At 68.4% G+C, this 26,070-nt stretch carries 30 protein-coding genes; 19 read left to right on the forward strand and 11 right to left on the reverse strand.

Annotated features, from left to right (window positions below; translation table 11 throughout):
* Positions 1-193 precede the first annotated feature (193 nt).
* Entirely contained in the window at positions 194-1,456 is a 1,263-nt protein-coding gene (locus tag ACYQ26_RS20185) for a helix-turn-helix transcriptional regulator (protein ID WP_459810668.1), read from the reverse strand.
* A gap of 83 nt (positions 1,457-1,539) precedes the next feature.
* Between ACYQ26_RS20185 and ACYQ26_RS20190 the strand changes: the two genes are divergently transcribed.
* From ACYQ26_RS20190 to ACYQ26_RS20215, 6 genes are all read left to right on the forward strand, one after another.
* Positions 1,540-1,734 (forward strand): DUF7554 family protein, encoded by a 195-nt coding sequence (locus ACYQ26_RS20190; protein ID WP_459810669.1) that lies wholly within the window; start codon positions 1,540-1,542, stop codon positions 1,732-1,734.
* Between the two features lie 106 nt (positions 1,735-1,840).
* Positions 1,841-2,341, forward strand: coding sequence for a 2'-5' RNA ligase family protein (locus tag ACYQ26_RS20195; protein ID WP_459810670.1), 501 nt, complete (start codon positions 1,841-1,843; stop codon positions 2,339-2,341).
* Between the two features lie 242 nt (positions 2,342-2,583).
* Positions 2,584-3,756, forward strand: coding sequence for a YeeE/YedE family protein (locus ACYQ26_RS20200; protein ID WP_459810671.1), 1,173 nt, complete (start codon positions 2,584-2,586; stop codon positions 3,754-3,756).
* Positions 3,757-3,811: 55 nt separating this feature from the next.
* Positions 3,812-4,105: a sulfurtransferase TusA family protein gene (locus ACYQ26_RS20205; protein ID WP_459810672.1), complete on the forward strand. Its 294-nt coding sequence runs from the start codon at positions 3,812-3,814 to the stop codon at positions 4,103-4,105.
* A 2-nt stretch (positions 4,106-4,107) separates the two neighbouring features.
* The gene (locus tag ACYQ26_RS20210) at positions 4,108-4,434 is read left to right on the forward strand and encodes a rhodanese-like domain-containing protein (RefSeq protein ID WP_459810673.1); all 327 of its coding nucleotides are present in this window, start codon (positions 4,108-4,110) and stop codon (positions 4,432-4,434) included.
* Between the two features lie 131 nt (positions 4,435-4,565).
* The gene (locus tag ACYQ26_RS20215; protein WP_459810674.1) at positions 4,566-4,919 is read left to right on the forward strand and encodes a hypothetical protein; all 354 of its coding nucleotides are present in this window, start codon (positions 4,566-4,568) and stop codon (positions 4,917-4,919) included.
* 42 nt (positions 4,920-4,961) lie between these two features.
* Here the strand turns inward: ACYQ26_RS20215 and ACYQ26_RS20220 are convergent, their stop codons facing one another.
* Entirely contained in the window at positions 4,962-7,145 is a 2,184-nt protein-coding gene (locus tag ACYQ26_RS20220; protein ID WP_459810675.1) for an ATP-dependent DNA helicase, read from the reverse strand.
* A 143-nt stretch (positions 7,146-7,288) separates the two neighbouring features.
* Here ACYQ26_RS20220 and ACYQ26_RS20225 point away from each other — a divergent pair, with 143 nt between their 5' ends.
* Positions 7,289-7,717 (forward strand): hypothetical protein, encoded by a 429-nt coding sequence (locus ACYQ26_RS20225; RefSeq protein ID WP_459810676.1) that lies wholly within the window; start codon positions 7,289-7,291, stop codon positions 7,715-7,717.
* Between the two features lie 7 nt (positions 7,718-7,724).
* Here ACYQ26_RS20225 and ACYQ26_RS20230 read toward each other — a convergent pair whose 3' ends face one another.
* Complete coding sequence (locus ACYQ26_RS20230) at positions 7,725-8,681, reverse strand: cation diffusion facilitator family transporter (protein WP_459810677.1); 957 nt, start codon at positions 8,679-8,681, stop codon at positions 7,725-7,727.
* Positions 8,682-8,845: 164 nt separating this feature from the next.
* Between ACYQ26_RS20230 and ACYQ26_RS20235 the strand changes: the two genes are divergently transcribed.
* Both ACYQ26_RS20235 and ACYQ26_RS20240 read left to right on the forward strand, forming a co-directional pair.
* A complete protein-coding gene (locus ACYQ26_RS20235) occupies positions 8,846-9,403 on the forward strand; it encodes a metallophosphoesterase (protein ID WP_459810678.1) in 558 nt (185 codons plus the stop codon).
* Positions 9,404-9,847: 444 nt separating this feature from the next.
* A complete protein-coding gene (locus ACYQ26_RS20240; protein WP_459810679.1) occupies positions 9,848-9,979 on the forward strand; it encodes a DUF7859 family protein in 132 nt (43 codons plus the stop codon).
* Here ACYQ26_RS20240 and ACYQ26_RS20245 read toward each other — a convergent pair whose 3' ends face one another.
* Complete coding sequence (locus tag ACYQ26_RS20245; RefSeq protein WP_459810680.1) at positions 9,980-10,993, reverse strand: threonine aldolase family protein; 1,014 nt, start codon at positions 10,991-10,993, stop codon at positions 9,980-9,982. It abuts the gene before it with no gap.
* A gap of 163 nt (positions 10,994-11,156) precedes the next feature.
* Here ACYQ26_RS20245 and ACYQ26_RS20250 point away from each other — a divergent pair, with 163 nt between their 5' ends.
* From ACYQ26_RS20250 to ACYQ26_RS20265, 4 genes are all read left to right on the forward strand, one after another.
* Entirely contained in the window at positions 11,157-12,164 is a 1,008-nt protein-coding gene (locus ACYQ26_RS20250; RefSeq protein ID WP_459810681.1) for a hypothetical protein, read from the forward strand.
* A gap of 89 nt (positions 12,165-12,253) precedes the next feature.
* Complete coding sequence (locus ACYQ26_RS20255) at positions 12,254-13,348, forward strand: aminopeptidase (protein WP_459810682.1); 1,095 nt, start codon at positions 12,254-12,256, stop codon at positions 13,346-13,348.
* Between the two features lie 152 nt (positions 13,349-13,500).
* Entirely contained in the window at positions 13,501-14,697 is a 1,197-nt protein-coding gene (locus ACYQ26_RS20260) for an inorganic phosphate transporter (protein ID WP_459810683.1), read from the forward strand.
* A gap of 48 nt (positions 14,698-14,745) precedes the next feature.
* Positions 14,746-15,168: a universal stress protein gene (locus ACYQ26_RS20265; protein ID WP_459810684.1), complete on the forward strand. Its 423-nt coding sequence runs from the start codon at positions 14,746-14,748 to the stop codon at positions 15,166-15,168.
* Positions 15,169-15,207: 39 nt separating this feature from the next.
* Here ACYQ26_RS20265 and ACYQ26_RS20270 read toward each other — a convergent pair whose 3' ends face one another.
* Entirely contained in the window at positions 15,208-15,732 is a 525-nt protein-coding gene (locus ACYQ26_RS20270; protein ID WP_459810685.1) for a hypothetical protein, read from the reverse strand.
* A gap of 148 nt (positions 15,733-15,880) precedes the next feature.
* Here ACYQ26_RS20270 and thiE point away from each other — a divergent pair, with 148 nt between their 5' ends.
* The 4 genes from thiE to ACYQ26_RS20290 all read left to right on the forward strand — a co-directional run bounded on the left by thiE (position 15,881) and on the right by ACYQ26_RS20290 (position 18,338).
* Positions 15,881-16,549 (forward strand): thiamine phosphate synthase, encoded by a 669-nt coding sequence (gene thiE, locus ACYQ26_RS20275; RefSeq protein ID WP_459810686.1) that lies wholly within the window; start codon positions 15,881-15,883, stop codon positions 16,547-16,549.
* Positions 16,542-17,375, forward strand: coding sequence for a hydroxyethylthiazole kinase (thiM, locus tag ACYQ26_RS20280; RefSeq protein ID WP_459810687.1), 834 nt, complete (start codon positions 16,542-16,544; stop codon positions 17,373-17,375). The genes thiE and thiM overlap by 8 nt, the downstream gene beginning before the upstream one ends.
* A gap of 94 nt (positions 17,376-17,469) precedes the next feature.
* Positions 17,470-17,742, forward strand: coding sequence for a DUF7553 family protein (locus tag ACYQ26_RS20285; protein WP_459810688.1), 273 nt, complete (start codon positions 17,470-17,472; stop codon positions 17,740-17,742).
* A gap of 74 nt (positions 17,743-17,816) precedes the next feature.
* Complete coding sequence (locus tag ACYQ26_RS20290) at positions 17,817-18,338, forward strand: hypothetical protein (protein WP_459810689.1); 522 nt, start codon at positions 17,817-17,819, stop codon at positions 18,336-18,338.
* 43 nt (positions 18,339-18,381) lie between these two features.
* On the opposite strand, the gene ACYQ26_RS20295 is transcribed toward ACYQ26_RS20290, so the two are convergent.
* The 3 genes from ACYQ26_RS20295 to ACYQ26_RS20305 form a co-directional block, all read right to left on the reverse strand.
* Complete coding sequence (locus ACYQ26_RS20295; RefSeq protein WP_459810690.1) at positions 18,382-19,017, reverse strand: rubrerythrin family protein; 636 nt, start codon at positions 19,015-19,017, stop codon at positions 18,382-18,384.
* 98 nt (positions 19,018-19,115) lie between these two features.
* A complete protein-coding gene (locus tag ACYQ26_RS20300; RefSeq protein ID WP_459810691.1) occupies positions 19,116-19,352 on the reverse strand; it encodes a hypothetical protein in 237 nt (78 codons plus the stop codon).
* Between the two features lie 195 nt (positions 19,353-19,547).
* A complete protein-coding gene (locus ACYQ26_RS20305) occupies positions 19,548-20,411 on the reverse strand; it encodes a sulfurtransferase (protein ID WP_459810692.1) in 864 nt (287 codons plus the stop codon).
* Between the two features lie 282 nt (positions 20,412-20,693).
* On the opposite strand from ACYQ26_RS20305, the gene ACYQ26_RS20310 reads away from it, so the two are divergent.
* Both ACYQ26_RS20310 and ACYQ26_RS20315 read left to right on the forward strand, forming a co-directional pair.
* Positions 20,694-21,494, forward strand: coding sequence for a sulfurtransferase (locus ACYQ26_RS20310; RefSeq protein ID WP_459810693.1), 801 nt, complete (start codon positions 20,694-20,696; stop codon positions 21,492-21,494).
* Positions 21,495-21,620: 126 nt separating this feature from the next.
* Positions 21,621-22,433: an aldo/keto reductase gene (locus ACYQ26_RS20315; protein ID WP_459810694.1), complete on the forward strand. Its 813-nt coding sequence runs from the start codon at positions 21,621-21,623 to the stop codon at positions 22,431-22,433.
* A 33-nt stretch (positions 22,434-22,466) separates the two neighbouring features.
* Here ACYQ26_RS20315 and ACYQ26_RS20320 read toward each other — a convergent pair whose 3' ends face one another.
* From ACYQ26_RS20320 to ACYQ26_RS20330, 3 genes are all read right to left on the reverse strand, one after another.
* Positions 22,467-23,969 carry a dihydrolipoyl dehydrogenase gene (locus ACYQ26_RS20320; protein ID WP_459810695.1) on the reverse strand — a complete coding sequence of 501 codons (1,503 nt, stop codon included), beginning with the start codon at positions 23,967-23,969 and terminating at the stop codon, positions 22,467-22,469.
* 85 nt (positions 23,970-24,054) lie between these two features.
* Positions 24,055-24,936 carry a DUF106 domain-containing protein gene (locus ACYQ26_RS20325; RefSeq protein WP_459810696.1) on the reverse strand — a complete coding sequence of 294 codons (882 nt, stop codon included), beginning with the start codon at positions 24,934-24,936 and terminating at the stop codon, positions 24,055-24,057.
* 156 nt (positions 24,937-25,092) lie between these two features.
* Positions 25,093-25,980: a universal stress protein gene (locus ACYQ26_RS20330; protein WP_459810697.1), complete on the reverse strand. Its 888-nt coding sequence runs from the start codon at positions 25,978-25,980 to the stop codon at positions 25,093-25,095.
* Positions 25,981-26,070: the final 90 nt, after the last annotated feature.

The following is a 26,070-nucleotide window of genomic DNA, read 5'->3' on the forward strand; positions in this document are numbered from 1 at the left end:
TAGTATAGTACGGGCTCAAAGGCCCGGTCGCGGTCGCCGCGGCCGCCGCGCCAGAACGGTCCCGTCGGTACCGAGAACGGCGAGCGTGGTGCCGACGGACTGACTCATTGGTGGCTCTATACTACTTCGTGGTATTAAAGCTTGCCCGCTTGGCAAGTGTTACACGGGTTCTGCGGGCCGAACCGCGACTCCGTCACTCGTTCTCGACGCCGGGTTCCGGATCGGACGGCGAGTCGCTGCCGGAACCCGACGGCACGTCGCGGTTTCCGCGCTCGCCCTCGTCCGGCAGCGACAGGACGTTCTCGCGGCCGATCCGGAACACCTCGATCTCGCCGTCCTCGCGCAGGCCGCTGACGACCTGACTCGTCTTGGCCTCGGTCCAGTCCAGTTCCGAGACGACCTCCTGCTGTTTGATCCGGCCGCCCCGCTGCTCGAGCAGCCGGAGGACCCGCTCCTCGTTGCTCAGCAGTTCCGGCGGCGGTCCGTTCGATTTCGCCTCGCCGCCGTTCGCCGCGCCCTCGGCCGGCGGCGGTCCCCCGCCCCTGCCCCCGCCCGCCTCGGGAGCGGGACCCGGGCCGAGGATCCCCCGATCGCGGACCCACCAGCCGGCGGCGCCGGCGACCACCAGTAGCGCGAGCGCGGCCGCGACGATGGACCACCGCATCGGCGGCCCCCGGTCGCCGGCTGCGCTCGCGTTCGCCGTCGCGTTGGCCGACTCGTTTTGCACGTCGCCGTTTTCGATCATCACGACCGTCGGCGGATCGGCGGTAAAGTCGGTGCTGTCCCCCTGCCAGAACACCGACCCGTCGCCCGACTCCGTCGACGACTCGTCCTCGCTGATGACGTACCCGTCGGGCGGGTACACCTCCATCGTGGTGTCCTGCGAGAGGACGATCCCGGTCAGGACGTCGCTGATCTCGATCCGGTTGAGTTCGACGTAGGCGAAGTTGATCCACTCGAAGGAAACCTGCACGTGACCGAGATTCTGCGGTTGCGAACTCGTATCGGTCTCGATCGCGCCGTCCTCGAGGTGCATCTCGCGGTCCGTCGCGTTCTCGCTGTCCTCGAGGGTCTTGTTCCAGGCGGCCATCTCGTCGGCCACGTACGCGGCGTTGTTCGCCTCGATGTCCTCGCGGAGCGCCGCCCACTCGCCCGAGGAGTCGTTCTCGAACCGGTAGTCGACGACGAACGTCGCCGACCCGTTCTCGTAGACGAAGACGTCGATGTGGATCTCGCTGGCGTCGTTGAGCCGGTCGCTCCCCTCCTGGCCGCTCCCGTTCCCTTGCAACCGTTGCGTTTGCGCCTGCGACTGTCCCCCGTCCTGCTGTGCTAGCGCGTTCGGGCCGCCGTTCCCGGCCTCCGCGGCCGCCCCCGGCACGGCGAGCGGCGCGGACGCGAACAGACACCCGACTACGACGAGCACGCAAAGCAGGGCCCGCAGCCCCTTCCCGTCCATTACGTCCACATGTCATAGCCGGCTAAATAGGTCTTTCCGACTGTAGCAGTGTATTTTTCAAACCGGTCTCCGTACGTGAATCTATGCTCGATCGACGCGGTTCCCTCGACGTCGAAACCCTCCTGAAAATCGTCCTCGGACTGATCGCCGTCCTGCTCGCCCTCGAGGTCCTCGAGGCGCTCCTGTCCGGGCTCGCCTGGCTGCTCGGACCGTTCTTCGTCGTCGTGCAACTCGCGATCGCCGCCCTGATCGTTCTCTGGCTGCTCGATCGGATCTGAAGCGTCGTCTCGGTTCCGGCTCCGGTTCCGGCCCCGTCCTGCCGCCGACTCCGAGGGCACCAGACTGATAGTCGCGCCGCTCCTACCCCATCGCGGAGCATCCACCGTGTACAGCGTCAACGTCCCCGTCCCCGGCCGCGTCCGGCAACTCGCGGACGAACTCCACCCCGACCTGATCGGCTTCGAGACGATCCGCGAGACCCACTCCTGCCTGCTCAAGCGCCTCGGCGAGGCCGATCACGTCGCCCAGTTACAACACCGCGCCCACCGCGCCCTCGAGGGCGCCCCCGCCGTCGAAGCCCGGATTACGGGCATCGACTACTTCGAGGAGCCGCCGCTTGGCTCCGCGCCGGTCGTCTACCTCGCCGTCGAGAGTCCCGGCCTCGAGTCGCTGCACGCCGACCTCGCAGAGACCTTCGACGCCGTCGACGGGCTCGAGGGAACCGATTACGTCCCGCACGTGACGCTGGCCCGCGGCGGCGACGCCGAGACCGCGCGGCGGCTGGCCGACCGCGAGATCGAACCGGTCAGTTGGACGGTCACCGAACTCGAGTTCTGGGACGGCATCTACAAGCTCCCGGTGAGCCGCGTGTCGCTGCCGTCGTAACGCCGGCGCCCGAGTCCGTCTCGTCCCGACCGCCCGATTTGCGAGAGCTTCCCGTCACAGACAATCGCACTCGAGATCCGCAAATACCGCTGGTTTCTACGCCACCGACCGAGACGGTTTCGTCGGCGCATCGGTTCGGAGACCCGCCGTATGGCCCCATTTCTTCGCGACGGTGCGTCTCGAGCCGTGGCCAAAGCGGCCGACTGACTGCGGGTTAAGTCGGTCGAACCCTTGGGAACGGTGTGGTTTCGACGCTACTCGTCGCAGCGGTCGTCGGGATCGCCCTCGGAGCCTTTCTCCAGAAGGGGCGGTTCTGCTTCGTGAACGCCTTCCGGGACTTCTTCGCCTACAAGGACTCCCGGGTCACGAAGGGCGTTCTCGCGGCGACGCTGCTCACGATGGTCTTCTGGGGAATCGCCTACCAATTCGGCTACTATCAGGGGTTCTGGACGCCGCGGTGGGGCCTGACCGGCCTCGTCGGCGGCTTTATCTTCGGCGTGGGGATGACCTACGCCGGCGGCTGCGCCAGCGGCACGCTCTACCGGGCCGGCGAGGGCTACCTCCAGTTCTGGCTCACCCTGCTGTTCATGGGCGTCGGCTACGCCGGCTTCACCGTCGCCTTCCCGACGCTCGAGAGCACGTACTTCGAGGCCCTCACGTTCGGTGAGGGCGTGAGCCTGTTTGCCTACTCCTCGCTGCCGGCCGGACTGCTCGCGCTGCTGGTCGCGGGCGCCGTACTGCTCGTTTACGCCACGGTGATCGGTCGCTCGTCGGTCGGCGCAGCGCTCGGCGAGCGCGCCGAGGCGGCCGAGTTCCGGCCGGCGGCGCTGGCCGCGCCCGCCGTGGGGCTCCGGCAGTTCGCGGACGGGACGCGCGCGTACTTCGCCGGCCTGGCCCGCGCCTGGCGGAACCCGATCGAAGCGAGCAAGCAGCCGTGGGACCCCCGCACCGCGGCGCTTGGGATCACCGCCGCCGCGGTGCTGTGGTTCACGCAGGTCTCGATCGTCGGCGTGACCGGCCCCGAGGCCCGCTGGACGGGCTACCTGCTCTCGCAGGTCGGCGTCGACGCGGGGTCGTTCGAGTACTGGGGCTCGGTCCTCTTTCAGGGCCGGGGCGTCGGCGTCACCGTCGACATGGTGATGATCGCGTTCGTCATCGTCGGCGCGTTCCTGGCCGCCGTCTGGAGCGGGGACTTCTCCGTCCGCGTTCCGAAGCGCCGCCGGCTCCCCAACGCCGTCTTCGGCGGCATCATGATGGGCGCCGGCTCGCGGCTCGCGCCGGGCTGTAACATCGGGAACATCTACTCCGGCATCGCGGAGCTGTCGGTCCACTCGTTCATCGCCGCCGTCGGCATCGTCGCCGGCGTCTACGTGATGACCCACTGGATCTACCGCGAGGTCGGCTGCGCGATCTGAGCGGTATCGTTCGCCAACCATACCACGCAGCGACGACTGACACACGTACACTACAATGCCATCCATCGACGACGTCACCGACGCACCGGACGAACTGAGCGACGACCGAGCCGAGGAACTGCTCGAGGAGGCCGACCTCGTTCAGGACATGATGGGCGAGGTCTGCCCGTACCCGCAGGTCGAGGCCAAGAAGGGCCTCCAGCAGCTGGAGTCGGGCGACCTCCTCGTCCAGGAGACCGACCACGTCCCCTGCACCGAGAACGTGCCCAAGGCCGTCGGCGACGACGCCGAGGCGAAGGTCTGGCGCAGCGGGGACGCGACCTACCGGATCTACCTCCGGAAGCAGTAACGATGGTCGAGGAACTCTCCCCTGAAACGGTCCGCGAACGCATCGAGCGCGACGACGCCGACGAGGAGTTCGACCTGATCGACGTCCGCGACGCCGACGCCTACGACGACGGCCACCTCCCCGGCGCCGAACACGTCACCATCGAAGAACTCGAGGACACCGTCGTCGACCGGGACTGGGCCGACGACGTGATCGTCTACTGCTACGTCGGCAAGACGTCGGTTCAGGCCGCCAGGCTCATCGAGGAGTACGGGAACGCCGACTCCGTCGCGAGCATGGCCGGCGGCTACGACGCCTGGGAACCGCTCGAGGCTGAGGCCGCGGACTGAACGCGAATCGTCGGCTCGAGACGAACCACCCCGAACGCTGCGACGGCGTTGCTGCCGCTGTCGAATCGCCGTCCGTTTTCGCCGCCGCGATCGGCCAGTAGCTATATTTTCGCGTACTGATACCTCAGCCTATGCGCCGACGGACCTTCGTTTCGCTCGCGGCGACGATTCCGCTCGCCGGCTGTAGCGGCTTGCTTCCCGGCGGCGGCGGAGTAGACACGACCCTCGAGGACGGCGATCACGCCGAGTTCAGCGCCGAGGAGGGGACGGAACTGACGGTGACGGTCGACGTACAGGAAGTGTTCCAACTCGAGGACATGGACATCGAGCGAGAGGGCGTCAGCCTCCGCATCGACCACGTCGACGCGGGACTCATCGCGACTCGGACCGTCGCGGACTCGACCACGTTCGACCTGACGATCGGGAACGGCGGAACGCACACCGTGGCGGTCGCCGGCGGCGTGGCCGATGTGACGATCGAGTAGCGCGGCGCCTCGCAACTCAGGACTCGCGACGAGTCGCACGACTCACGGCGCCGGCGGCTCGCCGTCGTAGGCGCCGTGATCGCCGTAGAAGTTGCGCATCGCGAACTTGAGTTTCTCGGGGTCGATGTCGATCAGCTCCTCGCGCTCCTCGTGGGGAAAGGTTCCGTTGACGCTGTACCGGCCGAGATCCGACTTCGCCGAGCGCGAGTAGCGCCGATCCAGCAGCGCACGAACCCCGACGTCGTCGGGCGAGCGGAGCACGCGCCCGAGCGCCTGCCGCGTCTTGCGGACCGTCGGAATCTCGACGGCGTAGCGCCAGCCGGTCTCGGTGCCGTCGAAGGCCGCGTCGTAGGCCTCCTGGACCGCCTCCGCGCGGTCGTCGAGGTGCGGGTACGGGACGCCCACCACGAGGACCGTGTGGGCGTCGTCGCCGTCGAAGCTCACGCCCTCGGCGAGGGTGCCCCACAGCGACGTACAGAGCACGGCCTTGTCGTCCGCGACGAACTTCTGCCGGAGTTCCTCGACCGCCACGCCCGGTTCGTCCAGGTAGACCCGCCGGTCGCCGCCGAGCCGGCGCTCGAGGCGATCCGCGTACCGCTCGGCCTCGCCGTAGTTCGGGAAGAAGGCGAGCGTGTTGCCGGGCGTCATCCGGACGGCGTCGTAGATGGCGTCGGTGACCTCCTCCTGGACGGCGGAGTCGTCCCGATCCGAGGCGAACAGCGGCGGCGTCTCGACGGCGTAGGTGCGGCGGTTCTCCTCGGGGAACTGGAGCCCGTAGGCCATCGTGACGGGGTCCTCGAGGCCGAGCACGTCCTCGGTGACGTCGAACGGCTGCAGCGTGGCGCTCATCAGGACGGTCGCGTAGACTTCGTCGAACAGCTGGCCGGTGACCTGCCGCGGGAGGCAGGTGTAGAGCTCCGCGCGGCCGTAGATCTCGTCGGTGCCGGCGTCACGGGTGACGGAGACGACCGGGTACTGGCCCTCCTTCGAACCCTCCGACATCCACGCGCTGACGAAGGCGGCGGCCTGCAGGGTCTGGCACTCGGTGCGGGTCGCGGTCTCGCCCTCCCGATACGCCTCCTCGTACTGCTGGTCGAGCTCCTGGCCCAGCTTCATTGCGGCCTCTAAGTCCTCCTGGATCCCCCGGCCCGAGTAGCGCTGGAGGAACTCGAGCGTGAGGTCGTCCTTGCGGTCCTCGTTGGCGATAGGGACGTCCTCCCAGTTCTCGCCGATCCCCTCGCGGTCGCCGAAGCCGAAGGATTCCTCGTAGGTTTCGACGAGCGCGCGGTGGAACGCCGAGAGGACGTTCGCGGCGTCCTCCGAGCGCGGGTCGTCGGCGTCGGCGAGTTCGTCCAGGGCGGACTCGAAGGTCCGTTCGGAGCAGTGTTGCGTGGCGTGGTCGCGGGCGGCGTCCTCGACGTTGTGGGCCTCGTCGAAGACGGCGATGACGTCCTCGGGGTCGCGGCCGAGCCAGCGGAAGAACTGCTCGCGGATCATCGAGTCCAGCAGGTGGTGGTAGTTACAGACGACGAGATCGACGCCTTCGATCCCCTCCTTCAGCAGTTCGTAGCCACAGAGCTGCTGCTGCTCGGCGTACTCGTAGATGTCGTCGGGCGTGCGGACGTCCTCGAAAAGCCAGCCGAAGAACTCGTCCGTGTTCTCGGTGAGGTTGTTCCGGTAATAGTCGCAGACGTTCTGGTCCTCGAGATCCTCGAGTCGCTCCTCGATGTTCTCGAGTTCGTCCATCACGGCGGAGCGAGCGTCGGCCGCGGAGCCGCCGCTGCCCTCCTCCTGGCTCTCCGCCAAGAGTTCGCGCTGGCGGCGCTCGAGTTGCTGCTTGTCGCGTTCGGCGTCGACCAGCGCGCGGGTGTTGTCCCGCAGCGCCTGACACTCCTCGTAGCCGACGTCGATGTGACACATCGATCCTTTCCCCTTGAAGACGACCGCCCGAATGTTCTCCTCGCGGGTGATCGCCCGGGCTTCGGCGACGAACTGGCGCATCTGCTGGTGGACGTTGGTCGTGATGACCACCGTTTTGTCCTGCTCGCGGGCGACCTCGAGGGCCGGCACGAGCGAGGAGAGGGTCTTGCCGGTCCCGCAGGCCCCCTCGAAGAGGACGTTCTGCCCGCGTACCAGGGCGTTGTGGATGCGGTCCATCGCCTCGCGCTGATTCTCGTACGGCTGGTCGTACGGGAAAAAGCGCATGTACCCGGTAGTCTCGGACACAGTGCGTGATAGGTTCCCGCTGCGATAAAAGCGTTCGTCTCGAGTCGGGTTCGGTATGGAAACGGCCGACGGCGAATCGACCGCCGGCCGGCTATCGCACGGTCTACAGCCATACGTCTCGAGGCCCTCCCCCCGAACACGATATGGCCATCCCGGGATACGATTCCGACAGCGTCGCGGAAGCCACACTCGAGTACGCCGGCGCCCGCGTTGACGTCGTCGCGGGCGTCGTCCCCGACGAGTTCGGCCTCGAGCGAAGCGACAGCGACCCGCCGGTCGACGCCCTCTCCGAACCGGTCACGATCGCCGGCCTCGACGGCCTGAAAGCGATCGAGGCCGTCCGCATCTCGCTGGTGTACGACCCCTCCGAACTGCCGCCCGGCGCGAGCCCCACCGACGTCGCGGTCGCGGTCGAAACGGACGACGGCTGGGAGCCGCTCACCTCCACCGTCGACCTCGAGGAGACGACCGTCGAGGCGGTGCTGAACGAGCGACCGCCGGGGGCGACGATCGTGGCCGGCTACAACGACCGAGACGAGGACGAGAACGGGAGCGGAACGCCGAGCGCGTGAGTCGGCCCTACGGCGTCGTCGTCGTTTCGGGTTCGATGTAGACGCGCCGTACCTGATCGTCGTGGTCGCGCAGCGCCCGTTCGATTTCGGTGATGCGCTCGTCGATCGCCTCGGCCTCGAGGTCGGGCTCGAACGCGACGTCGGCGGTGACGAGCAGTTCCTCGGCGCCGAAGTAGACGGTCCGGAAGTCGACGAGTTCGGTGACGCCGTCCCAGTCGGCGACGATCGCCCGAAGTTCGTCCTCGGCCGGTTTCGGGAGGCTCTCCCCGATGATGAGCCGCTTGTTCTCCCAGGCGAGCGCGACGGCAAAGCCCATGAGCAGGAGGCCGATGATGAGCGCGGAGGCGGCGTCGTACATCGGGTTGCCGGTCGCTCGAGTGAGGTAAATGCCGAACAGTGCGATCCCCGCACCGGCCAGCGCGATGCTGTCCTCGGTGAGCGCGGTCAGCGTCGTCACGTCACTGGTCTTGCTGAACGCCTCGCGGAGGCTGGTCCAGCCGAACTCGTCCATCTGGCGACTGATTCCCTGGTAGGCCTTCCAGAGCGCGTAGCTCTCGAAGACGATCGCCCCGATCAGGACCGCGTAGTTGACGTAGACCGGGTCGAACGTCTGCCCCAGCAGCGTCACGGGCTCGGCCGCGCGGTGGGTGCCGCCGTGGGTCAGCGCGTCGTAGCCGTGGTGGGCGCTCTCCCAGCCGGCGATGCCGAACAGCATCACGCTCACGAGGAGGCTGTAGAAGAACTGCGATTTCCCGTAGCCGAACGGGTGGGTCCGGTTCGCCTCCTGCGCGCCGTACTTGATCCCGATCAACAGGAAGATCTGATTGCCCGTGTCCGAGATCGAATGGTACGTCTCCGAGAGCATGGCGGGACTGCCGGTCAGCAGATACCCGCCGAACTTCAGGACCGCGATCGCGCCGTTCGCGAACAGCGCCGCGAGTACGACGGAGGTACTACTTGCCATCGGCGACGACTACAGAGGCCTGTACCAAAAGTATAAGGCACTCTAGAGCAAGTCGGTCCCGATCGACGACCGGTTCGCTGCCGCCGTTCGGTCCACTCGAGGCGGCCGGCGAGGGACCGTGACGCATCCGAAAGGAACCTGTCGGCGGCGGGCGAAGCCCCGCTATGACCCGGACCCAGACCCAGACCCAGACCCAGACCCAGATCGCAATCTTCTCCGACACGCACAGCGCCGACGGCCACGAACTCGAGGGCGAGGCCCTGACCGCCGCCCGCGAGGCGGACGTCGTCGTCCACGCCGGCGATTTCACCAGCACGGCGGCGCTCGAGGCGTTCCAAGAGGAGTGCGACCGCCTGTTCGCGGTTCACGGCAACGCCGACAGCGGCGCGGTTCGCGATCGACTGCCCGAAGCGCGCGTCGTCGAGGAAGCCGGCGTCCGGTTCGCCGTCACCCACCGCCGCGAGGGCGGCGAGGTCGGCCTGTCGATGTTCGGCCGCTCGCGGGGCGCGGACGTCGTCGTCTCGGGACACACCCACCGGCCGACCGTCGTCGACGCCGAGGACTGCCTCCTGCTGAATCCGGGGAGTCACGCCCAGCCGCGCGGACACAGGCCCGGATTCGCCGTGCTCGAGGAGGCGGCCGACGGAACCGGACTCGAAGGCGAAATTCGGGAACCGGACGGGACGCTGGTGGAGTCGTTCGAGGTGACGGGGACGGAATAGCGTTTCAGTACTCCGGCAGCGGACGACGCCGAAGAACTCGCGACCGAATTCGCGGAAGCGTCAGCGGGGTGGCGCGCGATACGCGGTCCGAGACAGGCGTCAGCGGGAGCCCCCGATCCGCTCGAGCGGTCCTCGAGCGGGTCGGTGGTGGGGAGGGGCGATCCGATTCGGGGTGATCGATCCGGGCTCGGACGACTCGGATCCGGAGCGACGATCGGAGTCGCGGCCGTCTCGATCCGGCCGAAGGCCGTCAGCGGCGGTGGCGGGCCGCGGATCGAGACGCACTGCTACCTTCGCTCTCCGGGGCATTATACGCGGCGTAAGGTGAAACGCCGGTTTTAGCTACCGTCGTCGGCGCCGATCGGACGGTCGGCCGCCGCTCGCGATCGGCGGCGATCGGACGCGTCGAAACCGTTATCCACGCTGACACGGTATCGCCCTCGTATGCTGGAGCTCATCCCCGAAGATCCCGTCATCGTCGCGATCGTCCTGATCCTGCTGGCGCTGATCTTCTTCTCGTACCTGCTGCTCCGTCGCACCGTCCTCGAGTTCCGCGACGGGATGCGCCAGAAGTAGTCAGAACTCGGCCGCGAGCCGCTCGAGCGCCCGCTCGATGGCCTCGCGATCGACGTCGCGGTGGGTGCAGAACCGCACCGTCGTCGGCCCGAAGACCGTCCCCAGCACGTCCCGCTCGCGACAGCGCTCGAGGACGCCCTCGGCGTCCAGCCCCGTCCCCGAAACGTCGGCGAGGACGATGTTCGTCTCCGGCGCCTGCACGTCGAAGCCTTCGAGATCGGACAGTCCCTCGGCGAGCAGGCTCGCGTTTTCGTGATCCCGCTCGAGGTCGTCGACGTTCTCCAGGGCCTCGAGGCCGGGTCCCGCGACGATCCCGGCCTGTCGCATGCCGCCGCCGAACAGCTTGCGAGTGCGCCGGGCTTCCGCGATGAACTCCTCGCTGCCCGCGAGCACCGAGCCGATCGGCGCGCCCAGGCCCTTCGAGAGGCAGAACATGACGGAGTCGACCGGATCGACGACGTCGGTGACGGGCACGTCAAGTGCCGTCGCGGCGTTGAACACCCGCGCGCCGTCGAGGTGGACCGGCACGTCGCGCTCGTGTGCTGCGTCGGCCGCGGCGGCGATCTTCTCTGGCGCGATCGCGAGCCCGCCGCGGGCGTTGTGCGTGTTCTCGAGGCAGAGCAGGCCGGTCCCGGGCCGGTGGAGGTCCTCGGCGACGTGCTCGGCGGCGACCTGCTCGGGCGTCGGCACCCCGCGGTCGGTCTCGAGCATGCGGACCTGCAGGTCGGCGTGCTGGGCGAGGCCGCCGAGTTCGTACTTGACGACGTGGCTCTCGCGGTCGGCCAGCACCTCCTGCCCGCGGTCGGCGTGGACCCGCGCCGCGATCTGGTTGCCCATCGTGCCGGAGGGGACGTAGAGGGCGGCTCCTTTGCCGACGGCGTCGGCCGCGCGGGCCTCGAGTTCGGTGACGGTCGGGTCCTCGCCGTAGACGTCGTCGCCGACGTCGGCGGTCGCGGCGGCCTCGCGCATCGCGTCGTCGGGGGTCGTGACGGTGTCCGAGCGCAGGTCGATCATGCGTTCGCGTTCGGCGGTGCGGTGGAAATAGTCGACGTTCTCGCCGCGTCGATCGGCCGCTATCGCGGCGGCGTACCCGCTCGAGTCGGCCGCTCGGAATCGGACAGCGGACGACCGACAGCTAAGCGAAGGTTTCAATTCCCTATCCTTTGTTGACGGTCGTATGGTCCCCGAACCGGAGTCGCCCGCCGATCCTGCTGGGGGTTCGCCGTCGGATCGATCGCGCGGCGCGTTCTCGCGCCACGTCTCCCGCGTCACCGACCGACTCGACGAACTCCTGCCGTACGCCGTCGTGCCGCTCGTGCTCTCGCTGCTCGAGGTGGACAAGATCGAACGGGTGCTCGCACCGACGACCACCTCGTTCTCGATCCAGTTCGCCCTCCCGTCGCCGCTGCTCGAGCTGTGGTCGCTGGTCGATCCGCCCGATCCGGCGAGTCCGACGCCGAGCTGGGACGGCGGTGCGCCGTTCGACGGCCCCGGCGGGGCCGCGCCGGCCGGCGGCGGTCGAGCCGCCGGGTCCGACGTGACGATCGAGACGCCCGTCGAGTCCATCGCGGTGCCGGCCGACGCCCTCGGCTCGGTGCCGCTCTGGTGGCTCGGCGTCGCGTTGCTCGCGTACGCGGTGATCGGGGCCGCGGTCGCGGCCGCCTACCTCGGCGGGATCGACCGCCGACTGCGCGACGAGTCGCCGTCGCCGGTCGCCTGCGTCGTCGACTACGCGCCGCGGCTGTTCGCGTACTACCTCGTTGTCTTCGGCGCGTTCCTGGCGCTGGTCCCGTTCGCGCTGGTCGCCCCGCCGTTGCTACTCCTCGCCATCCCGCTGGTGTTCGTGCTCGGCTACTGCTTCTACGCGGCGCCGTTCCTGCTCGTCGTCGCCGACGCGGGCGTCCTCGAGGCGTTCCGTCGCTCCTACGCGTTCGCGACGGCCGGCGGGGCGTACTTCCGGTTCGCCCTCGGCCACGTCGTCGCCGCTGCCGTCGTCTCGCTCGTGCTCTCGGTGCTCCTGAACGCCGGCATCGTCGGGCTTGCCCTCGCGTTGCTCGTCGCGAGCCCGGTCGGGCTCGTGTTGACGGCCGCGACGGTCTCGCTCTGTCAGGAACTCGTCGACGCCGACGACGATCCGTATCGAGGCTCGACCGTCGATCGCGACCGTTTCGACTCGAGCCCGTAACTCGCGTCGTTGCGGGCCGCGACGATTAGTCGCTGCCCTATCATTTCGATTCGAAAACGGTATCCCGCCGCTTCGGGTAGCCGTGACACATGGATCCGCGCATCCGCGAACACGCCGAGATCATCGCGAACCACTCGGTCGACCTCGAGGAGGGGGACAACGTCGTCATCGACGCCCATCCGGTCGCCGAGGATCTGGTCGTCGCGCTGCACGAAGTGATCGGTGACACGGGCGCGAACCCGGTCACGACCACCCAGCGAACCGGCGCGCGACAGCGCCGCGCCTACCTGCGCGCCGCCGATGGCGAGTTCGAGACGCCCGAGCACGAACTCGCGCTCATCGAGAACACGGACGTCTACATCGCCATCCGCGCCAGCGACAACGTCACCCAGACCAGCGACGTCGACCCCGAGACCCAGGCGGCCTACCAGCAGGCCCACCAGCCCATCCTCGAGGAGCGTCTCGGGATTCGCTGGTGTCTCACGCAGTACCCCGCGCCGGCGAACGCCCAGCTCGCGGAGATGAGCACGGAGGGCTACGAGAACTTCGTCTGGGACGCCGTCAACAAGGACTGGGAGGAACAGCGCGAGCACCAGGAGCACATGGTCGAGATCCTCGACCCCGCCGACGAGGTCCGCATCGTCAGCGGCGACACGACCGACGTGACGATGTCCGTCGACGGCAACCCGACGCTGAACGACCACGGCGAGCACAACCTCCCCGGCGGCGAGGTCTTCACCGCGCCCGTCCCCGACAGCGTCGAGGGCGAGGTGCTGTTCGACATGCCCCTCTATCATCAGGGCCGGGAAATCACGGACGTCTACCTCGAGTTCGAGGGCGGCGAGGTCGTCGACCACTCGGCGGCGAAGAACGAGGACGTCCTCACCGAGGTCCTCAACACGGACGACGGCGCGCGCCGACTGGGCGAACTCGGCATCGGGATGAACCGCGAGATCGACCAGTTCACCTACAACATGCTGTTCGACGAGAAGATGGGCGACACGGTCCACATGGCAGTCGGCCGCGCCTACGACGACACCGTCGGCGAGGACAACGAGCAGAACGACTCGGCGGTCCACGTGGACATGATCGTCGACATGAGCGAGGATTCCTTTATCGAGGTCGACGGCGAAGTCGTACAGCGAAACGGCACGTTCCGGTTCGAGGACGGCTTCGACGAATAACCGTCCGACTGATTTCTCGAGTTTCGATCGCTGCATCTCGAGTAGCCGTGCAAACGAGCGTCGTCTACTGCCGGTAACTGAGGCTGTGGATCGCTAGTTGTCAGATGCATAATCGGTAAATACCACACATAACATATTAGACTGTAGACAGTATGTCCGAGTTGCTTCTCGGCGTCGGCGTACTCGGCGCGATTTTCGTCGGGTACAACGTCGGCGGTTCGACGACCGGGCCGGCGTTCGGTCCCGCAATCGGCGCCGACGTCATCGGCAAGGGCGTCGCCGCCGCGCTCATGTCCGGCTGTTTCTTCCTCGGCGCGCTGACCGTCGGTCCGGAGGTCGTGACGATGCTCTCGCGTGACCTCCTCCGTGATCCATCCGCGTTCACGCTCCGCTCGAGCGTGGCCGTCCTGCTCGTGATCGGGGCCGCGCTGTTTCTCGGCAACTACGCGGGCGTCCCGGCGTCGACGTCGATGACCGCCGTCGGCGCGATCGCGGCGCTGGGTTACGCGACGGGCGAACTCGACTGGAGCGCGCTCCGCGAGATCGTCGTCGCGTGGCTCGTCGCGCCGGTCGTCGGCTTCTGGGTCGCCGGCGTCGTCGGCCGGTACTGGTATCCGCGGCTCGCCGCCTGGCTCGCGCTCGAGGAGCAGGGGGACGATCGCGATCGAGCGCGACCGATGGTATCGGTCGTTTCGGCGGGACTCGTTCCGCGGCTCCGAATCGGCTCGGCCGACGGGCGACGGCACCGGATCGGAGCGGCGGCCGTCGTCGGCGTCGGCTGTCTAATGGCCTACGCCTCGGGGACGAGCAACGTCGCCAACGCCGTCGCGCCCCTCTACGCGATCGGCGCGCTCGAGTTGGACGCGCTGGTCCTGCTCGGGTCGGGCGCCGTCGCGCTCGGCGCGTTCACGATCGCCCGGCGCACGCTCGAGACGCTGGGCGACGACCTCACGAGGCTGCCGCTGCCGGCGGCGATCGTCGTCGCCGTCATCAGTTCGGTGCTCGTCGTCGCGCTCTCGGCGGTCGGCATCCCGGCGAGTTTCGTCGTCATCGCGACGACCTGCATTATCGGGCTAGGCTGGGGGCGGGCGACGCGAACGACGACGCTTTCCGCCGCCGCCGGCGAGGAGCCGCCGGTTTCGGTCGGCGCACTGGTCGACGACGGCGAGGACGACGGCGAATCCGCACCGCCGATCGGCAACGACGGCCCCAACGACGTTCCGGCGACGGCGGCGCTGTTCGACCCTGCGACGACCGCCCGCGTGCTCGTCGTGCAGAACCTCGTGCCCGTGGTCGCGACCGTCGGCGCCTTCGTCCTGTTTCGGTTCGCTCCGGTCGGTGGCGTCTGAACTCCGATCCGCATCGGTCTTTATTGACGTCCGATCCGTACCGCCGATATGTCCGTTCTCGTCGCCTACGACGGCTCCGACCCCGCACAGCAGGCGGTGACTTACGCGTTCGACGAGTACGCCGACGAGGACGAGGAACTCGTCCTGCTGCGGGTCGTCGAGGTCGCCGACAGCCTCACTGAAGCGAGCGTTCAGGCCGTCGAGGAGACGCTGGCCGATCGCCGGGAAACCGCCTCCGAGGACCTCCACGAGGACCTCGCGGAACTGGTCGCGACCGAGGACGTCGACTTCCGAGTCGAGACGGCCGCCGGCGATCCCGCTCGAGAGGTGGTCCGGTTCGCCGAGGAGAACGACGTCGATCACATCATCGTCGGCAGCCACGGACGCGAGGGTGTCTCTCGAGTGTTGCTCGGGAGCGTCGCCGAGAAAATCGTCCGGCGCGCGCCGGTGTCGGTTACGGTGGTTCGCTAATCGGCGGTCGTCGCTCGAGCGCGACCGTTCGACCGGCGATCAGCCCGAGTCGGGAGAGATGAGTCGCACGTCGCCGAGTTGCCCCGCCGGCTGGTACTCGCAGCGGTAGGTGTCCATCTCGGGGGTCGCCTCGAAGACGAGCGTTTCGCTCGCGCCGGCCGTCTCGTTGCCCGGCGTCGAGTAGTCCCTGACCACGTTCCGGTCCTCGTCCCAGAACGCGATGTTGTGGTGGATGCCGTCCCGGTTCGTCCAGGTGAGTTCGTACTTCCGGCCGTCGACGAGCACCAGCGTCGGGTTCTCGACCAGTTCGATCGCCGCGGGTGCGAGGCCGAGCCAACCGCCGACGTAGCCGTCGAACCGGAGTTCGGTGACGTCCCGCCACGCCTCGGGATCGGTGTTGCCGACGGTCGTCTCCGCGGCGTCGACCACGGGTTCCTCCGGCTCGTCCGTGCCGCCGTCCTCGTCGCTGCCGTCACTGCTGCTTAGACAGCCGGCCAGCGACGCCGCGGCCGTCGCCCCGAGCCCCGCAAGGACCGTTCGCCGTCCGGTGCGGTTCGAGCCCATCACCGAACGTACGCTACGTGAATCCATAAGCGTGGGTTTGCGCGGATTGAACCGTCTTCGCGAGCGGACGGTCGCTCGCTCGAACTCGAGTCCGAGACCACCCCCAGCGACCGAAGCGGCTTAGTGACATCACCGAGGAATATACACCGTGAATTTCCCGAACTGGCACACCTACCTCGTCACGCAGGCGTCGCTCTCGGAGGGGCGCTCGACCCTCGAGATCGTCGAGGCGGCGATCGACGGCGGGATCGACGCGGTCCAGTTGCGCGAGAAAGACACCGACGCGCGCCGGCGGTACGAGCTCGGCCTCGAGGTGCGCGACCTGACCGCCGAGGCGGGCGTCGACCTGATCGTCAACGATCGCGTCGACATCGCGCGGGCGATCGACGCCGACGGCGTCCACGTCGGTCAGTCGGATCTCCCCGTCGCGGTCGCGCGCGACCTGCTCGGCCCGGACGCGATCGTCGGCTGCTCGGCCTCGACCGTCGAGGAGGCCCGCGAGGCCGAAGCCGAGGGCGCGGACTACCTCGGCGTCGGCACGATCTACGGCACCACGTCGAAGGACGTCGACCCCGAAAAGGACCGAATCGGTCCCGAACGCGTGGCCGACATCGCGGACGCGGTCTCGATCCCGATCGTCGGCATCGGCGGCATCACGGCCGACAACGCCGGCCCCATCGTCGAGGCCGGCGCGACCGGCGTTGCGGTCATCTCCGAGATCACCGCGGCCGAGGATCCCCGGGCCGCGACCGAGGCCCTTGCACGGGCCGTCGAAACGGCGACGCCGCTCGAGAACGGAGGGATCGGCAATGAGTGACGAACTCGACCCCCAGAACGTCGACCTCGCGGACTCGCTGGAGGCCATCGCCGAGTCCCAACCGCTCGTCCACTCGGTGACCAACGAGGTGACGATGAACGACGTCGCGAACCTGATCCTCCACTGGGACGCGCTGCCGGTGATGGCCGACTCCGAGGGCGACGCCGGCGAGATGGCCGAACTCGCCGACGCGATCCTCTTCAACACGGGCCAGGTGCCCGACCGGCGCGTCGACGCCATGCACGACGCCGCCGAGACGGCCAACGAACTCGAGACGCCGATCGTCCTCGATCCCGTCGGTGTCGGCGCCACGGCCACGCGCCGGAGCGTCGCCGAGGGGCTGCTCGAGTCGACCGACTTCGCGGTCATCAAGGGCAACTACGGCGAGATCAGCGCGCTGGCCGGCGTCGAGGCCGAGGTGAAGGGCGTCGAATCGGTCGGCGACTACGAGGAGATCGAGGACACGGCCCAGTCGCTGGCCGAGTCGACCGGCGCGACGGTCGTCGCCAGCGGCGTCGAGGACGTCGTCGCGACCGAGGACGCCGTCTACCGGCTTGCGGTGGGCCACGAGATGCTCTCGACGGTCGTCGGCACCGGCTGCATGGTCGGCGCCACGATCGCGGCCTTCCGCGGCGCGCTCGAGGACGATTTCGCCGCCGCCGTCCACGGCACGCTCGCGTTCGGCCTCGCCGGCGAGCGCGCGGCCGACGCGAGCTACGAGGGGCCGGCGAGCTACCGGACGGCGTTCCACGATACGGTGGCCGGCCTCTCGAGCGAGGACGTGGCCGATGTCGACCTCGCGGAGCGGATCGAACGCGTCGACTGACGGCTCTCGCACCGCACCATGACAGCGATCCGGGTAGTCCCGCGAGCGAGGGATTATTGAAACCGTTTTAGTACCGACTGCTGAACGTCAGTATATGGCGCGAGAAAACCTCGCAGACGCAGCCGAATCGCTTCGAACCGCAGCGGACGCGACCGACAACGACGACGCCCGCGAGCGCCTCGCGAACCAGGCCGACGAGTTCGACGACCTGGCGACCGCAGACCGCGGCCCCGACCACGGCAAACTCGCTCGCCACGAGCACATCCTGACCGACATCGCCGACGAGGAGGGCGGCGAGGTCGCCGACCGCGTGGAGGAGGCCCTCGAGTCGATCCGCGCGTTCCGGTCGACGGTCGAGGGCGTATAGGCCCGAGTCGCCGCGCCGACGCGCCCGCGCTGGAAGCGGGAGTTACTTCCGGCGCTGCCCCGTGGCGGGCCGTAGTGAGCGACCCGATTACGGAGTACGCCGACTACGACGCGTTCGCTCGCGAGTGGCACGCGCGGGACCTCGAGTCCCATTCGGTGACGCTGCAGGAGGCCCGAGCGCGCGGCCTGCTCAACGAACAGGACACCCGGCAGATCTGGCAGCTGCTGGACTTACTCGCAGACGACGAACTCTTTCTCCACCTCCCGCAGTGGCTGGCCGACGAGAAGGTCGACGGCGCGGACGCGGACGGGGACGCACCGACGACGTTCGTCGGCCGCCTGGCCCGCGAAACCGACAAGGCGATTCTCGTCGAGGACTCCGCGGCGACGCACGCGCTGATGCGCCTCGCACACGGGATTCGCTCGCTCGAGCGGGGCCTGGAGAACACCGGGGCCGACGCTGACCGCCGCGAGGAGTTAGAGCGGCGGCTGCAAGCGAAGTACCGACAGTTCGAGACCCGGGACGACGCCGTCGGGCTCGCCGACGAGTGGGTACCGAAAAGTCAGATCAGAAGCGCGATTCGACGGCGAGAGTGACCGGAACGGCGGCGTTTCGGCCGACTGCCCGAGGTCGCGGGGATCAGCAGACCGGCTTCGGGTTCGCGCCCATCGCTTCCATGTTCTCGACGTACTCGTCGTAGGCCGCCTCGATCGCTCCGGTCGCGGCCGCCTCCGCCTGCGCCCAGTCCTCGTCGCTCTCGCAGACCTCCTCGAGCAGCTCGGTGGCGCGCTCGAGTTGCGCGTCCAGATCGTCGCCAAAGTCGCGGAAGACGCTGGCGGTCTGGGGGCTGGCGTCGCCGACGAAGAAGCCGACGACCTGATCTTTCGAGCGCTGGCTCGCGAGGATGCGCCCGATGAGCGCGCCGACCCGTTCGACGGTCGACTCGAGGCCGCGCAGGTACTCGTGGAGCGCGGGCACGTCCTGGGGCTCGTACTCCTCGTTGCCCAGTTCCTCGAGGACGGTCTCGAAGTGGCCCTGCTCCTCGTCGGCCGTCGTCGCGAAGGCCTCGCGCGCGGCGTCGTGGTCCTCGTCGTCGGCCCACTGGCTGAAGGTCTGCCAGGCCGCGTGTTCGGCGTCAGCGGTCGCCTCGAGGACGGGTTCGGTGTCGATGTCGCCGCCGGTGTCGGCGTACAGCGACTTCGAGGAGCCCAGCCGGGAGAGTTCGGTCTGGTTCTCATCCTGAACGGTCTCGACGAACGCGTCGGCGTCGGTCATGGGCGGTCGTTCGGGGGGCCGGGAGTTAGGCCTGTCGTCATCGGCAGTGGGTCGCGGTCTCGAGGCGGCGGCTAGCTCGTAAAACGGACCGGCCGGCGCTATCGGTCGTCATCTCGAGTACGCTCTCGGTCGGGCGGAGGAGGACTGACAAGCTTTCCGAGGGCCAAGAGTAGTGCGCTGGCGAGGACGACTACTAACAATAGTTTTGCGACCGCTCGTAAGCCGCCGTATCCCTCACCGATGCTGACGAACCCCGCAGCGAGGACGACGATCGCGACACATAGCAGTTGGTTCGTCGCTTTGCGACTCGAGAGCCACGAGTCGGCGTCGACCATCGTTTTAGAAATCCAACTAGATCGCGGTAACGGTTCCGATTCACCGCGGGCTGAGAACGGTGCGCTCGAGTCGACACGAAATCACGGTTTGGCCGCCGAGAGCGAGAGCAAGGCGACAGTGACAGCGACGGCTACGGCTACTGACTCGCAATAAAATAAAACCGAATCGGATCGCTTCGAACGACTACGCGTCGATTAGTCGCCGTCGCCCGTCTCGATCGGGGCGTTGACGAGGTTGCCCCACTCGGTCCAGGAGCCGTCGTAGTTGACGGTGTCCTCGTAGCCGAGCAGTTCGTGCAGGGCGAACCAGGCGACGGAGGAGCGCTCGCCGATGCGGCAGTAGGCGACGGTCGTCTCGTCGCCGTCGATGCCTTCCTCGGCGTAGAGTTCCTCGAGTTCCTCGGGGTCCTTGAACGTGCCGTCGTCGTTGGTCACGGCCGCCCAGGAGATGTTCTTCGCGCCGGGGATGTGACCGCCGCGCTGGGCCGTCTCGTTGAGTCCCGGCGGGGCCAGCACTTCGCCGCTGTACTCCTCGGGCGAGCGAACGTCGACGAGCGGCACGCCGCGCTCGATCGCGTTCTCGACGTCCTCGCGGTAGGCGCGGATGCTCTCGCGCGGACCGGCGGCCTCGTACTCGGTCTCCGAGAACTCGGGGACCTCGTCCGTGGTCGGGTAGTCGTTCTCGAGCCAGTACTCGCGGCCCCCGTCGAGGAGTTTGACGTCGTCGTGGCCGTAGTACTTGAACTGCCAGTAGGCGTAGGCGGCGAACCAGTTGGAGTTGTCGCCGTAGAGGACGACGGTGTCGTCCTCGCTGACGCCGTGGCTGCCGAGCAGGTCCTCGAAGTCCTCCTTCTCGAGGATGTCGCGCTGGGTCTGGTCCTGGAGCTGCGTCTCCCAGTTGAACCCGATCGCGCCGGGCGCGTGTTCTTCTTCGTAGGCTTCCGTGTCGACGTCGACCTCGATCAGTCGGAGGTCGGAATCGTCGTCCTGGAACTCGTCGAGGCGCTCCTCGACCCAATCGGCGTCCACAAGTACGTCTTTGGCGTAGTCGTCTGCCATACGTTCGTGTAGGGCCCCCAGGGTCATAGTGGCTCACGAACCGGACAATTCGGACACCAGTCGACCGTTCAGGAAAGTATTGCTGGTACTCTGCGTGAACGGTCACCGCGGGTGCCGCGACGCCGACTACTGGCGGCGGTTTATACATAGGACCGACATATGAACGGGTGGACTGATACGGGCCGAGCCCCTGTACCAGAAATTATTGCCGGGATCTCGGTACCGAGGGGAGACGTGCCGGGACCGATGGGTTGTGGGGCCCGTGGCGGCACGGTTATCCTAATGGACGAATCCGTCGTCGTCGCCCCCGACTGGCTCGCAGCGCGACTCGAGGACCCGCAGGTTCGAATCGTCGACGTCAGGGACGCCTGGGAGTACGACGGTATCGGGCACATTCCGGGCGCGGTCAACGTTCCCTTCGACAGCTACCGCGACGAGTCGGACGTCGACCGCGGCACGCTGCCGGGCGCCGACGCTTTCGCCGAACTGCTCTCCGAGGCCGGCATCTCGCCCGACGACACCGTCGTCGCCTACGACGACACCCACGGCGTCTTCGCCGCCCGGTTCGTGCTTACCGCCCTCGAGTACGGCCACGACGACGTGCGTCTGCTCGACGGCGACTACAGCGCCTGGAACCGCGAGTACGAGACCACGAGTGAGGTCCCCGACGTCGAGCCGACCGACTACGAGCCCGACCCGCTCGAGCCCGCGGAGAGCCCGCTCGTCGACTACGAGGCGGTCGAGGCGGCCTTAGAGCGCGGCGCGCTGTTCGTCGACACGCGCGAGGACCACGAGTTCGAGGAGGCCCACCTCCCGGGCGCCGTGCTGTTCGACTGGCGGGAGGTCGTCGACGACGAGACGCGGCGGCTCAAGCCTGAAGCGGAACTCGAGGCGCTGCTCGAGGAGTACGGCATCACGCGCGACCGCGAGATCGTCCTCTACTGCAACACGGCCCGGCGGATCAGCCACACCTACGTCGTGCTCAAAGCGCTGGGCTACGAGGACGTCGCCTTCTACGAGGGTAGCCTGACGGAGTGGCTGGAACGCGACGGCGAGGTCGAGACGGGCGCGCCCGAGGCGTAAACCGTTTGCACGCTCGGTTCGGGGTTGCCCCGCCGGACGGTCGATGTCCCCGCCCGAGACTCGCGCCCGAGACCGACGGGCTCGGAAGCAGAAGAGTAAACCGCCCAACTCGAGAAGCCCGAGGTGATGCCACGCGACGATTTCCCGCGGCTCGGCCTCGGGACGTACTCGGAGGACAACCGGGAGCAGTGGACCGAGAACGTCCGGACCGCCCTCGAGGTCGGCTACCGCCACGTCGACACCGCACAGGTGTACGAGAACGAGGAGTACGTCGGCGAGGGAATCGAACAGGCCGACGTCGACCGCGACGATATCTTCCTCTCGACGAAGACCGTCCACCACGACGTCCCGCCCGAACCCGAGGCGGTTCCCGACGCCATCGACGGCTGCCTCGAGCGACTGGGCGTCGACGCCGTCGACCTGCTGTACGTCCACTGGCCGTCGGGGATCTACGACCACGAGGAGATCCTGCCCTACTACGACGAGGCCTACGAGACCGGCAAGACGCGCAACGTCGGCCTCTCGAACTTCACGCCGGAACTGCTCGACGAGGCCCTCGAGGTGCTCGACGCGCCGCTCTTTGCGCATCAGGCCGAGATGCACCCGCTGCTGCCCCAGGACGACCTGGTCGCGCACGCGCAGGAACACGACTACTGGTTCGTCGCCTACTCGCCGCTGGCCAACGGCGAAATCGTCGACGTGCCCGAGATCCAGGAGGTCGCCGAGAAGCACGACGCGACGCCGGCGCAGGTCTCGCTGGCCTGGCTGCTCGACCACGACAACGTCGCCGTCATCCCGAAGGCCAGCAGCCGCGAGCACTTAGCGCAGAACCTCGCCGCCGCCGATCTCGAGTTGGACGAAGAAGACCGCGAGTTGATCGACTCGATCGACCGTCGCGAGCGCCATATCGACCCCGACCACGGTCCCTGGAACTGGTAGTCCGGTTCCGCCGTTCGTCTCGTCCTCGAGTTACTATTCTTCCCTCGAATCGCCACCGCTCGGCGCGACGTCCCGCCAGTCCGGCGCCGTCGAGAACTCCCGCGAGGAGAGGTCGTCGAACGCCGTGTAGATCGCCTCCGAGAGCGCCGGGTGGACGTGTACCGGGTCGGCGACGTCGTCGACGGTGCCGTCGCCGCGGTCCATCGCGACGACGACCTCTTGGATCAGCGTCGAGGCCTGCGGCCCGACGACGTGACAGCCGAGAATCTCGCCGTCCGGGGCCGCGAGCACCTTCACGAAGCCGTCGTCGGCCCCGAGAATGAGTCCCAGCGGTGCGGCGTCGAGGGAGACGGTCGTCGCCTCGTACTCTCGGCCTTCGTCCTCGAGTTCGCCCTCCGTCCGCCCGACGCTGGCGACCTGCGGCGTCGTGAAGATCGCGTGGGGCATCGCGCCGTAGTCCACTTCCCGCCCACCGTCGTCTAAGACGTTCGCCATCACAACTTCCGCCTCGTAGTCGGCCGCGTGCTTGAACGGCTGCTCGCCGAGGATATCGCCCAGCGCCCAGATCCCCTCGGCGGCCGTCTCGAGGCGCGCGTCGGTCTCGACGTACCCCTTCTCGTCGGTTTCGACCGCCGTCTCCTCGAGCGCGAGCGTGTCGGTGTTTGGCCGACGACCGGTCGCCAGGAGGAGGTCGTCGGCCTCGAGCTCGACTGAATCATCGTCGCCGTCGTCGCCACTATTGCCGTCGCTCGGCTCCGCAGTGATCGCGACGCGTCCGTCTTCACCCCGTGCGACTGCCGCCGCCTCGTAGCCGGTGTAGAGATCGCAGTAGTCCGCGAGCGAGTCGGTGACGACCGCGCTCGCGTCGTCGTCCTCGCCCGGAATCAATCGGTCGCTGCGCCCGATAATCGAGACGTCGGTGCCGACGGCGCCGAAGAAGTAGCCCAGTTCGGCCCCGATGTACCCCCCGCCGACGATCGCGAGTTCGTCCGGTCGCTCGTCGAGGTACAGCGCGTCGTCGCTGGTGAGAAAGTCGACGTCCTCGAGGCCGTCGATCGGCGGGACCATCGGTCTCGAGCCGACCGCGAGGACGATCGCATCGCCGGTTATCTCGCGGGTCTCGTCGCTCTCGGCCTCGTCGGTCGGTTCGACCGCGATCGTCCGCTCGTCGACGAACCGACCCTCGCCGCGGTAGAGCGCGATGTTGTCGCTCTCCTTGAGCGATCGCTCCTGACGGGCGGCCTTCTCGTATACGGTGTCACGGACCGCGTCCGTGATCTCACCGTACGCGACGTCCCGCAGGTCGGCCGCGATTCCGAACTCGCCAGCGCGTCGCACCTCGTCTGCCAGGTCGGCGCGGTGGAGCAGCGCCTTCGAGGGGACACAGCCCCGGGTGATGCAGGCCCCGCCCAGCGGTCCGGGCTCGACGACGGCCGCCTCGAGGCCCCGGTCGGCCGCCGCGGTCGCGACCTGGCTGCCGGAGCCGCCGCCGATCGCGACGACGTCGTACTCGTCCGCGTTGTCGGTCTCGTCCATGGGCCGTTCTCACCACGGACGGACGCGTAAAACCGGGACCTGCTCCCGAATGGCCCTCGTTTCGAGTCGCGGCTCTCCGCGCCGCCTACGAGGGACGCACCTCGTGCCCGTCGGGGACGACACGACCGACCCCTCGAACGACGAGATTCGAGACGAGCGAGCACAGCGCGTACCAGGCCATCCACGCCTGAATTGGCCCGACGACCCGCGCGGTCCAGACGACGTCGCCCAGGACGGGCGCGACCGTCACCAGCGGCGCGGTCGCGTGTGCCGGCGACGCCACCAGCCACGAGAGGTAGAGGAAGACCGGGACGGTCAGCACCGTCGTCCACGCCAGCACCTTCAGGTGGTCGGTCAACAGCAGCGCCTGCCGCCCGACGAGGTCGCGGCGCCGCTCCGCGAGCCGCTCGGTCGCGGCCTCGTCGCCGCGCGCTCGAGCGGCGGCCAGCCGAGCCTGCAGTTCCTGCGTCCGATGCCTGAACGCGCTCGCGTCCGGTCGATCGAGGCGACGGCGAGCGAGAGTCGTCGCCACTGTCGTTGCGACCGCCAGCGCGAGGACGACGGCCGGAAACGGTAGCGCGGCCGCGAGCGGCCCGATCGCGAGGTCGAGGACCGCCGCGACGGCGTCGCGAATCGCCGCCACCCGGTAGCCGGCCAGCAGCGAGAGCGCGCCGACGCCGGCGGCGACGTCGCGACGCGACCAGCCGTCGGGTTCGGGCGGATCGAACTCGCGGTTTGCGAGGGTCTCCCGAACGGCGGTCGGATCGTCGAGGACGAATCGATCCCCACCGTCGACGGGTACGAGGACGCCCCGCTCGAGCATCGCGCCCCAGTGCTCGCGGTCGATGTCGTCGCGCACGTCCGTCCATGCGACGGTGCCGTCGCCCTCCTCCGCGGCCCTGAGGACCGTCGCCAGCGCCGCGGCACCCTCGTCGCCGTCCGCGACGTGCGTTCCGGATGCTGTCATCCCTGGGGCCTTCGACGGCGACGGATATCGACGGCGGGGCCGCGTTTCCAGCGCCGACACGGCTGCCGAAGGTTTAGGAGGGGTCGTGGCGGTGCCGAAACGACGTCGCTGACGGCTCCGGAGACGGATACTCGAGCACCGACCGCAACGCGACGGCTACTCGTCGCTCCGCTGGACGGTCAGGACGGGAACCGGCGCGCTACGCAGGAGTTGCTCGGTAAAACTGCCGAGCAGGTGGCGATCGAGGCCGGTGTGGCCGTGCGTTCCCATCGCGATGAGGTCGACGCCCTCGGCGTCGGCGTGGGCTCTGATCTCGTGGGGGACGGAGCCGTTCGCGACCGTCGTCGTGATCGATTCCGCCGCGAGCCCCGCCTCCGTCGCGGTCGTCGCGGCGGCCTCGAGGATCTCTTGGGCGTTTTCCTCGAGTTCGGTGGTGGCCTCGTCCGAGACCGGCTCGTCGACCTCCGGCAGTTCGTCGATCACGTACAGCAGGTGCAGCGCCGCGTCGGTACACGACGCGATCCGCGCGGCGATCCGGACCGCCGCGATCCCAGAGTCGCTCCCGTCGGTCGGCACGAGGATCGCCTCGTACGGATAGGAGTAGGTCACGTTCTCGGCCGCCTGAACCGACAGGACGGGGGTCTCGGTCGCATTGATCACGTAGTCCGTCGTCGTGCCGAGCACGTACTCGCCGATTCCGTGGCAGCCGTGCGCGCCCATCACGACGAGATCGGCGTCGGCCGCGGCCGCGACGATCTCCTCGCGCGGCTCGCCCCGACGGACGTCGACGGCGACGTCGATCCCGCGTTCTTCGGCGCGCTCGCGCGCCTGCGAGACGATCTCGTCGCCCTCCCGCTCGAGCGCGTCGGCGGCGTCGCCGCCGAATCCGGGGAGGTTCAGAACCGCCGCGTCCGCGACGTGGAGCACGCGGAGCGTGACGTCGGACGCCGTGCTCGCGGCGCCGGCGATCTCGAGGGCGTGATCGAACGCGGCCCTCGCGGCGTCGCTCCCGTCCACGGGAACGAGAATCTCGTCAACGGTCATACACCAGTGTCGTTCGCTCGGGCGGCGTTTACATCTGTGGGCGGCGACTGCGCCTCGGGCTTCGACGACCGTCCTTCGCGCTTCGAAACG

The sequence above is a fragment of the Halopiger thermotolerans genome, from assembly GCF_054654555.1.